This window comes from Corallibacter sp., from assembly GCF_048381695.1.
GTDB classification, from domain to species: domain Bacteria; phylum Bacteroidota; class Bacteroidia; order Flavobacteriales; family Flavobacteriaceae; genus Corallibacter; species Corallibacter vietnamensis.
Window position 1 is genome coordinate 131,720 of the sequence record NZ_JBLXHI010000005.1, and the last position, 12,453, is coordinate 144,172.

The following is a 12,453-nucleotide window of genomic DNA, read 5'->3' on the forward strand; positions in this document are numbered from 1 at the left end:
CTATTTGTATTCACCAAAAAGTTCTATGAGTTTGTTTTGTCTGTAATTAAAAATTTCTTCTAGTTTAGGTTTTACAATAACCGGATGAACGAGTTGCCCTAAAACGCCAAAAGGAAGTTTGTAGTGAATGATATCTTCCATTTCAATACCATTTTCAATAGGTTTTATAAAATGTTTATGATGCCATAAATTATAAGGTCCAAAGCGTTGCTCATCTACAAAATAAGCATTGTCTTTAACATGCGTTATTTCTGTAACCCATTTTGTTTTTATACCTAAAACAGGTGTCACAATATATTCTATAATTTGTCCAGGGTACATAGATTTGTCGTCGCCAGATAAAATGTCAAACCTCATATAGTCTGGCGTAATGACTTTTAAGTTTTTTGGATCAGATAAAAAACTCCAAGCTTCATCTATGGATATAGGAATTTTTTGAGTTTTATGTAACTTGTATAATTTCATTAGTTTTTAATGAGAATGTAAGCGTTTAATGATGTTGCAATACAAAGCCAAATGATATAAGGAAGTAGTAAATACCTTATCTTTTTTAAATTATAAACTTGATATTTTACAAACAAGAAAATAATAACAAAAGTGAGTGCTATAATTATTACAAGACCTAACAAAACTAATTGTTTGTTGAAAAAAACATAATTCCATATAACATTAAGTACTACTTGTAAAGCGTAAGTAAACCTAACAGAAACAGTATTGTAGTCTTTAAATAAAAAAGCCAAATACACTGAAAAGCAAACCATAATTGTACTCCATGCGACTCCAAATAACCATCCTGGCGGAGTCCATGGTGCTTTGTTTAAGTTTAGATACCAATCAGAGGTTGGGCCATTATTCATAAGCCAACTTCCTAAAGCTAAACTTCCAAAGTTTATGATTAAGAATATTATTAATAGTTTGCTAAACTTCATTAGTTTAAATGGTTTGTTATTTTGCTGCTTAATGGTTTTGTTATTGAGTAATAGTAGTCAACTAAATGACCATTTTCATCAACTAAATATTTTTGAAAATTCCATTTTACATTAGAACTTTTGTGTCCGTTTAAATCTTTTTCTGTAAGCCATTTGTAAAGCTCATGCTGATTGTCGCCTTTAACATCAATTTTTTCAGTCATTAAAAAAGTAACGCCATAATTAGCTTGACAAAATGATTGAATATCTTTTGCTGTACCTGGTTCTTGTCCTCCAAACTGATTACAAGGAGATCCAATAACAACTAATTTATCTTTATAAGTGTCAGATAACTCTTGTAAGTCTTTGTATTGTGGAGTAAAACCACATTCTGAAGCAGTATTTACAAAAAGTATCTTTTTCCCTTTGTAATCGGCTAGATTAATTTTTTCCCCAGAAAGACTATTTATTGAAATATCATAAATAGATGTTGTAGGTTCTTGGGCATTTGCGAAAATTGAAAACATAAAAATGAGTAATGATGTTAGCTTAATGTTCATAGTTCTTTTTTTTTTAAAGATAATAACCATTTATCAGTTTTTATAATACTTAGATATATCTTAACAGGTTAGTTATACGTTTTACTAGCTATGTTTTTGTATGATTAATTTAAGCTTTTGTTAACATAAGTAAAACATACTAATCTTTAATTTTATAACTTATAATACAACAATGTAAAATAATAAAAAACTATGAAAAAACTTATACTTTTCACATTAGCTACAGTTGCCTCTTTTACTATAAACGCGCAAGTAGCAACGCCACAGGCTAGTCCTGCAAGTAAATTAGAGCAAAAGGTAGGACTTACTGATGTAACTTTAGAATATTCACGCCCTAGTGTAAAAGGACGTCAAATTTTTGGAGGCCTTGAATCTTATGATAAAATTTGGAGAACAGGAGCAAATAAAAATACAATGATCACTTTTAGTGATGATGTCACTGTTGCTGGAACCGATATTAAAGCAGGTACTTATGCAATTTTTACAAAACCAGGAAAGAAAACTTGGGATGTATATTTTTACACTGATACAGAAAACTGGGGAGCTCCAAAAGAATGGGATGCTAGTAAAGTAGCAGCAAAAGCTACTGTTGAAGCTTTTGAAGTGCCATTTAATGTAGAGACTTTTACAATTGATATTAATCAAATAACAAACTCTAGCGCAGCTATTGAAATTATTTGGGAAAAAACATACATAGCGATTCCATTTGAGGTGCCTACAGATAAAAAAGTATTAGCATCAATCAATGACGCTTTAAGTGGTACACCAACAGCACAAGATTATTATAAGTCTGCAGAGTATTACTTAGAGGAAGAAAAAGATATCAAGCAAGCAAAAGAATGGATTGATAAGTCGATTTCAATGACAGAAAAGCCAGCTTTCTGGCAATTAAGAAAGCAATCTTTAATTTATGCTAAAGCAGGTGATAAAAAAGGCGCTATAGAATTAGCAAAGAAATCTATGGCAGCAGCTAAAGAAGCAGGTAACGCACAATATGTTAAGTTTAATGAAGACTCTCTAAAAGAATGGGGAGCAATGTAATTACCATATAGTTACAAGCAAAAAAGCGCCACTAAACAGTGGCGCTTTTTTTGTTTAATAGCTTAACCCAATTTTGTGTCTTACCGTATCTAATGTTTGAATTAGTGTTTTACTAAAATTAAAAGACATTATATCGCTTTCAGTTTTATTATCACGAATTAATTGGTTAAAGTGTACTGTTTCAAAATTATATCCAATAGTCGTGTAGTTAAAATCTATAGTTTCTTCTTTACCGCTGTTTGGAGTAAGTGTAACTGTTGTGGGTTCATGAAACCTAGAGTTTAAAGTAATGGTTCCGTGTTCACAATAAAAAATAGCTTGAGTAGCAGTTTCCTCAAGTAGCGTACTTTTTAAATACGCCTTAATGTTATTGTTATATGTAAAAGTAATATCACAAGAGGCATCAGCTCCATTGTCAAAAAATGTGGCATTTGCATCTATGTTTTCAGGGTTTCCTAATGTTGATAAAGCAGCAAAAATAGGGTAGATGCCAATATCTAAAAGACTTCCTCCTCCAAGATCTTTTTTTAGTACGCGCGATGACATATCCATTTTTGGTTTAAAGCCAAAATCAGCTTCAACTTTTAAGATGTCACCATATAATTTATCTTTTAAAGCTTTTAAAACATAATGATAATGAGGTAAAAAATAGGTCCATAACGCTTCCATGAGTAAGGTGTTGTTGTCTATTGCAGTCGCAATCATTTCATCAACCTCTTGACTATTCATGGCAAATGGCTTTTCACACAAAACAGCTTTTTTGTTATTTAAACATAAAATGGTGTGTGCTTTGTGAAAACTATGAGGTGTTGCTATATATACAGCATCAATTTTAGGGTCTTTAGCTAAATCTTCATAACACGTATAGGCAACTTTGGCATTATATTTTTTAGAGAATGTGTTGGCTTTTTCTTCACTTCTAGAGACAACAGCATGTAATTCACAGTTAGGAACAGCTTGTAAATCTGTAGCAAATTTATTAGCTATTTTTCCAAGTCCGATAATTCCCCAGTGTATTGTTTTAGGTTGTTGAGACATTGTTTCTTTGTGTTGTTTGAATTATTAATGCAATAGCTATTACCAAGGCACACCCAAATAAATTTAGCCATAGGTATGGCATCCAATCATACCACCAACCTATAATAACAATTAATTGTGTGATTAAAGCAGCTATAAATACTGCATTAGCTTTTACAAATTTGAAGAAAAACGCAAGTAGAAATATACCTAATACGTTTCCATAAAAAATGGAGCCTATGATATTAACTAGCTGAATTAAATTATCGGCTAAATAAGCAACACATGCTATTATTATTGCTAATATTCCCCAACCAAACGTAAACCATTTGGTCGCCTTTACGTAGTGCTCATCACTTTTATCTGGAGCGTAGTTTCGTTTATACAAGTCTAACGAGGTTGTAGAAGCTAGCGCATTTAGCTCACTTGCCGTACTAGACATTGCTGCGCTTAAAATTACAGCAAGAAGCAAACCAATTAAACCTCTTGGTAAATTGTTTAAAATAAAATGAATAAACACATAATCTTTATCATTGGTTTCTACACTAACCAATTTTTCTTGCGCGGCTTTTTGTATTAAAACTTTAGCCTCTTCGCGTATTTCTGTATCAGCTTCATTGGCTAATTGAATATACTTTTCATAGGTGTCATCATTAGACAATACATAGGTGTTTATAATTTGTTGTTTGTCTTTAAAAACAGTTGTTTGTTCTGTTTTTAGTTTTTCATAATCATTAGTATATGATGAGTTTTCTATAGCTTTTTCTGCAGCAGGATTAAAGTTGATAGGTGATGCATTAAATTGATAAAACACAAAAACCATAACACCAACTAACAGTATAAAAAACTGCATAGGTACTTTTAAAAGACCGTTAAATATAAGTCCCATTTGCATTTCTTTGACTGATTTTCCAGAAAGATAGCGTTGCACCTGACTTTGATCGGTTCCAAAATAGGAAAGCGCTAAAAATGTTCCGCCAATTAATCCGCTCCAAAGCGTGTAGCGATTTTCTAAATCGAATGAAAAATTAAGAATATCCATTTTGCCACTTGCTCCGGCAATATCTAATGCTTTAGAAAATGTGATATTTTCAGGTAGGTAACTTATTATTAAGAAGAAAGCCACAAACATTCCAGTAAAAATAACAGCCATTTGGTGTTTTTGTGTCATGCTAACGGCTTTAGTTCCACCGGAAACGGTATAAATAATAACCAAAATTCCAATAATGATATTCAAGTAAGTTAAATTCCAACCTAATACAGCCGATAAAATAATAGCCGGTGCATAAATAGTTATTCCGGCAGCAAGTCCTCGTTGAATAAGAAACAAAATAGCTGTTAGGCTTCGTGTTTTTAAATCAAACCTGTTTTCAAGAAATTCATAAGCTGTATATACTTTTAGTCGGTGATAGAGCGGAATAAATACCATACAGATAATTATCATTGCCAAAGGCACACCAAAGTAAAATTGAACAAATCCCATTCCTGAATGAAACGCTTGGCCTGGTGTTGATAAAAATGTAATAGCACTTGCTTGAGTAGCCATTACAGACAAACCAATGGTCCACCATTTTGAAGAATTACCACCACGAACATAATCTTGCACATTTTTACTTCCTCGAGTTTTCCATGTGCCGTAACCAACGATGGTTAAAAGTGTTCCTGCTAATACCAGCCAGTCTAATGTTTGCATGACTTAAAACGATTTCATGATTAAATAAAATAAAGCGATATAAACCAAATTAGCTATCAATACAAGTGAATATAATTTTAGCCAAGGTTGTTTAGAAGATTTATTGTCAGACATATTAATCGTTTAAAGGTTGTGTTGTTTTTCCTATAGAAAGCATGTTTGCGAATAGACGATATGCACCTGAAACACCTGCAGGAAATTCTCTAAAGAAACTTAACCCTGTGTAAATGTAATATCCGTTTCCATATTGAGCGACTAATAAACTCCCTTTTTTAGCAGATTCACCTTTGTCATGCATAGATAGAATAGGAGTAAAGGCTTTGTCCCATTTATGAGGAAAATAAAGACCGCGCTCTTGTGTCCAACCTTCAAAATCTGTTTCTGTTATTTTATTAGGATAGTTTAAAACAGGATGTTTAGGGTTTAAAAATTTCACATCAGCAAACTCATCTGTAACACGATCTCGAGAAAGTTCTAAATCGTAAGGAGCTAATTGTTCGGTTTTTAAACGGTGACTCGTGTTGTATTGTACAACCATTGTACCACCATTTTTTATATAATCAAATAAAATTTGTTGTTTAAATTTTAATGTTTCAACAGTATTGTAAGCTCTAATACCAACAACAATCGCATCAAAATGGCTTAATGTTTCAGGTGAAATATTTTCTGGCGCAATGGTAGTTACATTGTAGCCAATTTGCTGTAAACTTTCAGGAACAACATCTCCAGCACCTTCTATGTAACCAATGTTTTGTCCCATTTTTTTTATGTCTAGTCTTACTATTTTGCTTTCGCTTGGTAAAAGCACTGTTTGAAACGGAATATGATCATAATCTATATCAATAAGCTCTTTTGTGTAAGATTTTCCATTAACCGTTACAATTGGACTGATAAGGCCTTCGTTCTGGTTTTTTGGAGGTGTTACTGTAAATATTACAGTTTGAGTTTCTCCTTTATTAGTAATATGAATGTCTTGATTTTTAGGAGAAATTTTCCATTCGTTAGGATAAGCTAATGTAACAGTTCCTTGTAAGTTATCGCGTCCAGCTTTTACAACAACAGGAATGTCTTTTGAATTGTTGTTTTCAAAAATGATAACTTTCTCGGTAATTTTTGCTGATGCTTCAGGAATAATTTCAAATGGTTTGTAAACTTCGCCTTTTACAGGATCATTGGTTTTGTAAACAATGGGCTTTGTAAAGCTTACAGGTGTATTTTCTATAATTAAATCAAAAGTGACATTAAAAATTCTTGGAGTTTCAGGTTTTCCAATTAACGCAGGGTTTTCTACACGATACATGCCTAATGACCCTTTTTCGGTGAGCCAATAAGGTGTGGTAACGTTTTGTGAGTTACTTATTTTTAAGGTTTCTTGAAATGCTAAATTGATATTGTTACCTAACGTCATATTTTTTGAAACTGCTACAATACCAGTGTTGTATTGTTTTAAAGTCATAGCAATTGGACTTCTATTTATAGCTTCAATATTCAGATTGATGGTTTCTCCAGGTGTGGCATGATTTGTTTCAGCAACAGCTTCTAGGTAAAGTCCGGAGCAAGCGGCTATAATATTTTTTATTTCTTCAGATTTTAAAGTCTTCCAGTGATTGTCTTCTAGACTTTGTATAAGCTTATAGGCTTTCATCAATTCAGGAATTGACGCAGAAGGATTTGTGAAATCAAAACTTTCTTCTACTTGATATAAAATATCACCAATAGCTTGTCCGCCTTTTACACGGCTCCAAGTTGTGTTTATGCCATCAAAAATATTTGTTTTATCAGCAGGCATATCTCCTTTTAGTAATTCTACATATTCTTGTTGTGTGCCACGAGTTCCTGTGTTACCAAAACCTTGAGATTTATGCTGACTTCTACTTAATGAAGCAATTTCTGTGTTGCTTAAACCTATAGTAGGGTAGTAAGTGCCTATATCAACAGCTAGTAAATTACTTTTATCAGCTTTATCAAATTTTTCTTGACTACCGTAAAACCACCATGACGTATTAAAAAATAGACGTTTTGGTTGCCAAACAGAAGTTGTTTGTAATTGTTCTGGAAATTTTGATGAGTCATTTGTGATATCAAAAGCCTCAACGCTCAACATGGCAGATGTTGTGTGATGTCCATGTGTTGTTCCTGGGCTTCTATGATCAAAACGGTTTATGATAATGTCTGGCTTAAACTGACGAATGGCTAAAACAACATCACTTAAAACTTGGTCTTTGTTCCATATGGCAAGCGTTTCGTCAGGATGTTTTGAATATCCAAAATCGTTAGCGCGTGTAAAACGTTGTTCGCCACCATCTATTGCTCTAGCTGTTAGTAATTCTTGGGTTCTGATAACCCCCAAAAGTTCACGAATTTCAGGGCCAATTAAATTTTGACCACCATCTCCACGTGTTAAAGAAAGATAGGCTGTTCTTGCATGAACATGATTGGCCATATACGAAATAAGGCGTGTGTTTTCATCATCAGGATGTGCCGCTAGATATAAAACTGAACCTAAAAAGTTAAGTTTTTTTATGTTTTGATGAATTTCTGATGCTGTTGGTTTTTGAGGTTGTTGGGCGTTTATAAAATGTAAAGAAAAACTAGTAAAGAATAGAGCTAGTAATAGTTTATGCATGGCTGTTTTTTTTGAAGCAATAAATATAAAAAGAAAACCAGCGAAAGGGCTGGTTTTAATGTTTCTTTAACTTTAGGTTTATAACCACTTTTTCTTTCTAAAGTAGTATAGCATTCCTAGGAAAATCAAAATCATAATACCCCAAACAATGTAGTAGGCATTTTTGAAATGCAGTTCAGGCATGTGGTCAAAATTCATTCCATAAATACCAGCAATAAATGTAAGCGGTATAAATATAGTAGCGATTATGGTTAATACTTTCATAACTTCATTCATACGATTACTTATGGTAGTCATATACATATCCATTAAACTCCAAATCATTTCTCGGTATATATCTATGGAGTCAGATAATTGAATGATGTGATCATATACATCTCTATAAAACTGAATGTTTTTTTTATGAATAAGGTTATGTTCGCTTTTTTCTATGCGATTTATTATTTCACGTAAAGGAAAAATAGCGCGTCTTACTTTTAATAGCTCTTTCTTTAATCGTAATACTTGATGACTTATTGATTCATCTACTTGACCACTGAATAGAATGTCTTCAAGGTCTTCAATTTTATTACCTAAAGTTTCACCAACAATATAGTAATGATCTACAATAGCATCTATTAATGCGTATAGTAAGTAATCTGATCCAGAGGTTCTAATACGACCTTTTCCTTCTCTTATGCGCTCTCTGACATTTTCAAAAACATCACCTTCAGCTTCTTGAAATGAAAGAACAGAGTTTTCACATAATACAAAGCTTACTTGTTCTATAATGACGTTTTCATCAGTGTCATAATGTAACATTTTTAGCGAAAGAAAAATGTAATCATCATATTCGTCAATTTTAGGACGCTGCGAAGTGTTTACAATATCCTCAAGAATTAAAGGGTGCAAATCATAGTGAGTTCCTATTTTTTCAATGTCATCAATATGGTTTAAACCATTAAGATTAATCCATGTTATAGTATCGGAAGACTTAAATTTAAACGCTTCTTCTACATCTTTTAGCTCTAGTTCGTTATAACTATCAGGATTAAAATCAAAAGATTCAATGAATAGTTTTTGAGATGTTTTTTCTCCTGTGTAAACCAGTGTTCCAGGAGCTTTTCCTATATGCTTTTTGTACTTTGCTGTTCTTTTTTTTGCCATGAATTGTAACGAATAGTCTTATAAAGATAAGTAATATTTATATAGCATCATGGCCATCATCTATAGCATCTTTTTCAATAAGGGTTACAGGTTTTTGTAGAATAAGGTTGTTAGGGTAAGTTACTAAATCGCCGTTATCTAGACGTAAGTGTAATTGAAATGCTCTAATATCTTCAATAATAGCTTCAACTGGGAAATCTTTATCATGAATTTGTACTTTGTCACCCACTTTATAAGGGAAGCTAAAAAACATAATAATCCCCGAAGTAATATTGCTTAATATAGACCATATAGCGAATAACCCTATTCCTATTACAGCAAAAACTGAAGAGAATACTAGAGTGAGATCTTTCATTTCGGTTCCAAAAATAACCGCAACAACCAAAAGACCAATGAGTATAAGTGTTACGCTTGCATAACGAATTATAAGGTGAATTCTAGCATCATTAATGCCACTTTTTCGTCCTATTTTTTTTATGGCCAATGCTGCTATAAACCTTATAATATAGAGTATAGCAAACAGTATGATAGATTGAATAAGTTCTGTTTTATAAGTTTCTACAAGCATGGGAAAAATCTCATTAATGTCTTACAAAGATACTATAGAAAATGAAAGAAAAATACTATTCCACAAAACTATTTAGCGTACCATAAACAAGATGGGTTGGTAGGCCAACAACATTAAAATAGGAGCCTTCAATTTTTGTTATTCCTATTTGACCTATCCATTCTTGAATGCCGTAAGCACCAGCTTTATCAAAAGGTTTACAGGTGTTTATGTAATAGTTTATTTCGCTGTCAGTAAGTGTTTTAAATGTGACTTTAGTAATAGCGTTAACAGTTTTTTGAAGTGTTTTAGTAGTAAAACAAACCGATGTTATGACTTCGTGTGTTTTATTGCTCATAGATTTTATCATCTCAAAAGCATCTGTTTGGTCTTTAGGTTTTCCTAAAGCTTTGTTGTCATGCCATACTATGGTATCACTTGTAATTAAAATATCACTGTCTGTCAGCTCTTCTTTAAAAGGTAAAGCTTTAAGTTGTGCTAAATAGTCGCTTATCTCAAAATGATGTAATCTATCAGGATATTCCTCTTTTGTGTTTTTTAAACGAATTTCAAAATCCAGTCCTAAATCCTTAAAAAATTGTTGCCTTCTAGGAGAACCAGAGGCAAGTATTAGGTTGTGATTCTGTAATTTGTCGTTTAGCATTAGCTTAAAAGTACGTATTTATATAATAATAAAGAAAGCATTCCTAATAACATTACTATTTTAAGAATGTTACTAATATGGTGAAAGTCTTTTTTATTTTTTGCAGTAAATAACTTGATTGTAACATACAGTAATGGAGCAATAACAAACATTAAAAAATAAGCCACAACCAATTGTTGTTTATATAAAAAAGTAACCACATAATAAGAAACAGCTACCAATGGTATTAAGGATAATATTGCCGCTATTTTTGATGCTCTATCTCTGCCCATAGCAATAGGAAGAGTATTCATTCCAGCTTTATGATCACCATCAATATCTTCAATATCTTTTACAATTTCACGAAGTAAATTTATTATGAATGCAAAAATGGCATAATCTAAAAGTATTTTAAAAAATGTAAGTTGCGTGTTTTGGTTTGCGCTAGACAATACAGGTAATAGCTCAAATAAACCAACAATAAGAATACTTACAGCGACTAATGCTGAAATTACAACATTGCCAACAAGTAACATTTGTTTTAAATAAGACGCATAGATATATAGCAATGCCGAAATAATAACAAATATTGCAAAAAAGCCATTTTTACCGACTAGGTTTGACAAGTAAAAACCAAGTACGACTCCTATAACATTAAAGGCTATAAATAGGTTGTAAGCAGTTTTCTCTGAAATAGATTTACCTACAATAACACTTTTAGGTTTGTTTACCATATCAGTTTCAACATCATAAATATCATTGATAATATTACCTGCTGCTGCAATACAGATGGTTGCAATTACTAATAATGAAAAACCAAAAAGGTTTAATGTAATGGTGACTCCAAATGGTTCAAAAAGGGCGTATTTAATTAAAAATTGCACCAATGCAATCATTAAGAGATTTTTCCAGCGAATAAGGTTAAGAAAATTCAACGGTTGTAGTTTGTTAGTTGTTGTATAAGTTTATTTAATCGTATTTAGCACTAAAATTTCCATCCCATTTGCCTTGTACTTTGAGTACTTGCTCTATAACGTCTCTAACAGCGCCTTTTCCACCATTTTTATGAGAAACATATTTAGAAATACCTTTTATTTCAGGAACAGCATCTTGTGGGCAACAAGGTAATCCTACCAACTTCATAACAGGGAAATCAGGAATATCATCACCCATGTATAAAACGTTTTCTAATTTTATATTGTTGTTTTTTAAATAGTCGTTAAGTTGGTCTATTTTATTATGTGCGCCAAGATAAACGTCTTTAACTCCAAGACCTTCAAGTCTAGCGCGAACACCTTCATTAGATCCGCCAGAAATTATGCACATATTAAACCCTGTATTAAGAGCTGTTTTCATAGCAAATCCATCTTTGGTATGCATGGTTCTGTACATTTCTCCAGATGTTGTAAGTTGAATTGTGCCGTCTGTTAAAACACCATCAACATCAAAAATGAAGGTTGTAATATGTTCTAAATATTCTTTGTAGCTTTTATCTTCCATGTGTTTTTTTTATTGATTCGGTTAGCAGTTTATAAATGGCTTTATGTTGTTCGTTTTCTAACGACTTTAAATGTTTTTTTATGGTTTTCTTGTCATTACGCATCGCAGGACCTGTTTGTGCCATGTATGGCGACATGTGCTGAACTTTGTTTGCAGTTTCAAGAATTAATGGTTTTAGAATATCAAAATTAATATTTTGTATGTCACTAATTTCGTGAGCAATTCGGTATAGTTGATTTGTGAAATTATTTACAAATACAGCCGATAGATGTAATGTTTGCCTTTGCTCAGTGCTAATTTTATACCATTGACTCCCTATTGAATCTGCAAGATTTTTTAATAACTCTAAATCTTGTTTATCAATTGTTTCAATGCAAAAAGGCACATTAGAAAAATCAACAGAAGCCGTTTTAGAAAACGTTTGTAACGGGTAAAAAACACCACGACGCAATGTTTTATCTAAATCATAAACACTCACACTACCAGAAGTATGAACAACAAGTTGATTTTTGTTTGTGAGAGATTGAGACAATTTTGATATAGCATCATCACTTACAGCAATTATATAGATATCTGCTTCTTCTAGTTGCGAAATATTATCTATGGTAGAAACCTCATTTTTGTAGGTTGATATTTTTGAAATATCTCTGTTATACCATTGGTTTACAGAAATGTGTTCTGATTTTTGAAACGCTTTAAAAAGGTGAGTGGCTACATTACCAGCGCCAAGAATATTTACTGAAATCATAGCGCTAAAATAAGTAAGTATTGC

General features: G+C 32.2%; 13 protein-coding genes. 1 reads left to right on the forward strand and 12 read right to left on the reverse strand.

From position 1 onward, the window contains the following. Genes ACN5J3_RS09010 through ACN5J3_RS09020 form a run of 3 tightly spaced genes read right to left on the reverse strand, consistent with a single transcriptional unit; the run spans window position 1 to window position 1,435 of the window. Entirely contained in the window at window positions 1-465 is a 465-nt protein-coding gene (locus ACN5J3_RS09010; protein WP_344730028.1) for an SRPBCC family protein, read from the reverse strand. Next, window positions 465-929 (reverse strand): TspO/MBR family protein, encoded by a 465-nt coding sequence (locus ACN5J3_RS09015; RefSeq protein ID WP_418509750.1) that lies wholly within the window; start codon window positions 927-929, stop codon window positions 465-467. The genes ACN5J3_RS09010 and ACN5J3_RS09015 overlap by 1 nt, the downstream gene beginning before the upstream one ends. Continuing rightward, a complete protein-coding gene (locus tag ACN5J3_RS09020) occupies window positions 929-1,435 on the reverse strand; it encodes a glutathione peroxidase (protein WP_417290183.1) in 507 nt (168 codons plus the stop codon). Before ACN5J3_RS09020 ends, ACN5J3_RS09015 begins: the two co-directional genes overlap by 1 nt. 225 nt (window positions 1,436-1,660) lie before the next feature. Between ACN5J3_RS09020 and ACN5J3_RS09025 the strand changes: the two genes are divergently transcribed. Next, window positions 1,661-2,509, forward strand: a complete 849-nt coding sequence (locus tag ACN5J3_RS09025) for a DUF2911 domain-containing protein (RefSeq protein WP_418511523.1) — start codon at window positions 1,661-1,663, stop codon at window positions 2,507-2,509. A 54-nt stretch (window positions 2,510-2,563) separates the two neighbouring features. On the opposite strand, the gene ACN5J3_RS09030 is transcribed toward ACN5J3_RS09025, so the two are convergent. The 9 genes from ACN5J3_RS09030 to ACN5J3_RS09070 form a co-directional block, all read right to left on the reverse strand. Next, on the reverse strand, window positions 2,564-3,547 hold the full coding sequence (locus ACN5J3_RS09030) for a Gfo/Idh/MocA family protein (RefSeq protein WP_418511524.1): 984 nt from the start codon (window positions 3,545-3,547) through the stop codon (window positions 2,564-2,566). Beyond that, a complete protein-coding gene (locus tag ACN5J3_RS09035; protein ID WP_418511525.1) occupies window positions 3,531-5,219 on the reverse strand; it encodes a sodium:solute symporter in 1,689 nt (562 codons plus the stop codon). Before ACN5J3_RS09035 ends, ACN5J3_RS09030 begins: the two co-directional genes overlap by 17 nt. A gap of 115 nt (window positions 5,220-5,334) precedes the next feature. Continuing rightward, window positions 5,335-7,845 (reverse strand): PIG-L family deacetylase, encoded by a 2,511-nt coding sequence (locus ACN5J3_RS09040; protein WP_418511526.1) that lies wholly within the window; start codon window positions 7,843-7,845, stop codon window positions 5,335-5,337. A 78-nt stretch (window positions 7,846-7,923) separates the two neighbouring features. Beyond that, window positions 7,924-8,991: a magnesium/cobalt transporter CorA gene (gene corA, locus ACN5J3_RS09045; RefSeq protein ID WP_417290133.1), complete on the reverse strand. Its 1,068-nt coding sequence runs from the start codon at window positions 8,989-8,991 to the stop codon at window positions 7,924-7,926. 37 nt (window positions 8,992-9,028) lie between these two features. Next, window positions 9,029-9,559, reverse strand: a complete 531-nt coding sequence (locus tag ACN5J3_RS09050) for a mechanosensitive ion channel domain-containing protein (RefSeq protein WP_418511527.1) — start codon at window positions 9,557-9,559, stop codon at window positions 9,029-9,031. A 55-nt stretch (window positions 9,560-9,614) separates the two neighbouring features. Continuing rightward, entirely contained in the window at window positions 9,615-10,202 is a 588-nt protein-coding gene (locus ACN5J3_RS09055) for a Maf-like protein (protein ID WP_417290135.1), read from the reverse strand. Then, entirely contained in the window at window positions 10,202-11,116 is a 915-nt protein-coding gene (locus ACN5J3_RS09060; RefSeq protein ID WP_418511528.1) for a geranylgeranylglycerol-phosphate geranylgeranyltransferase, read from the reverse strand. The genes ACN5J3_RS09055 and ACN5J3_RS09060 overlap by 1 nt, the downstream gene beginning before the upstream one ends. A gap of 34 nt (window positions 11,117-11,150) precedes the next feature. After that, window positions 11,151-11,681 carry a KdsC family phosphatase gene (locus tag ACN5J3_RS09065; protein ID WP_418509758.1) on the reverse strand — a complete coding sequence of 177 codons (531 nt, stop codon included), beginning with the start codon at window positions 11,679-11,681 and terminating at the stop codon, window positions 11,151-11,153. Next, window positions 11,671-12,429: a Rossmann-like and DUF2520 domain-containing protein gene (locus ACN5J3_RS09070; protein WP_417290137.1), complete on the reverse strand. Its 759-nt coding sequence runs from the start codon at window positions 12,427-12,429 to the stop codon at window positions 11,671-11,673. Before ACN5J3_RS09070 ends, ACN5J3_RS09065 begins: the two co-directional genes overlap by 11 nt. Between the last annotated feature and the right edge of the window lie 24 nt (window positions 12,430-12,453).

What these genes read in the sequence shown, in the direction of transcription:
- ACN5J3_RS09030 (WP_418511524.1), bottom strand. Translation starts at nt 3,547, where the DNA reads ATGTCTCAACAACCTAAAACAATACACTGGGGAATTATCGGACTTGGA.
- ACN5J3_RS09010 (WP_344730028.1), bottom strand. Translation starts at nt 465, where the DNA reads ATGAAATTATACAAGTTACATAAAACTCAAAAAATTCCTATATCCATA.
- ACN5J3_RS09070 (WP_417290137.1), bottom strand. Translation starts at nt 12,429, where the DNA reads ATGATTTCAGTAAATATTCTTGGCGCTGGTAATGTAGCCACTCACCTT.
- ACN5J3_RS09055 (WP_417290135.1), bottom strand. Translation starts at nt 10,202, where the DNA reads ATGCTAAACGACAAATTACAGAATCACAACCTAATACTTGCCTCTGGT.
- ACN5J3_RS09035 (WP_418511525.1), bottom strand. Translation starts at nt 5,219, where the DNA reads ATGCAAACATTAGACTGGCTGGTATTAGCAGGAACACTTTTAACCATC.
- ACN5J3_RS09050 (WP_418511527.1), bottom strand. Translation starts at nt 9,559, where the DNA reads ATGCTTGTAGAAACTTATAAAACAGAACTTATTCAATCTATCATACTG.
- ACN5J3_RS09065 (WP_418509758.1), bottom strand. Translation starts at nt 11,681, where the DNA reads ATGGAAGATAAAAGCTACAAAGAATATTTAGAACATATTACAACCTTC.
- ACN5J3_RS09025 (WP_418511523.1), top strand. Translation starts at nt 1,661, where the DNA reads ATGAAAAAACTTATACTTTTCACATTAGCTACAGTTGCCTCTTTTACT.
- ACN5J3_RS09040 (WP_418511526.1), bottom strand. Translation starts at nt 7,845, where the DNA reads ATGCATAAACTATTACTAGCTCTATTCTTTACTAGTTTTTCTTTACAT.
- ACN5J3_RS09015 (WP_418509750.1), bottom strand. Translation starts at nt 929, where the DNA reads ATGAAGTTTAGCAAACTATTAATAATATTCTTAATCATAAACTTTGGA.
- ACN5J3_RS09020 (WP_417290183.1), bottom strand. Translation starts at nt 1,435, where the DNA reads ATGTTTTCAATTTTCGCAAATGCCCAAGAACCTACAACATCTATTTAT.
- corA (WP_417290133.1), bottom strand. Translation starts at nt 8,991, where the DNA reads ATGGCAAAAAAAAGAACAGCAAAGTACAAAAAGCATATAGGAAAAGCT.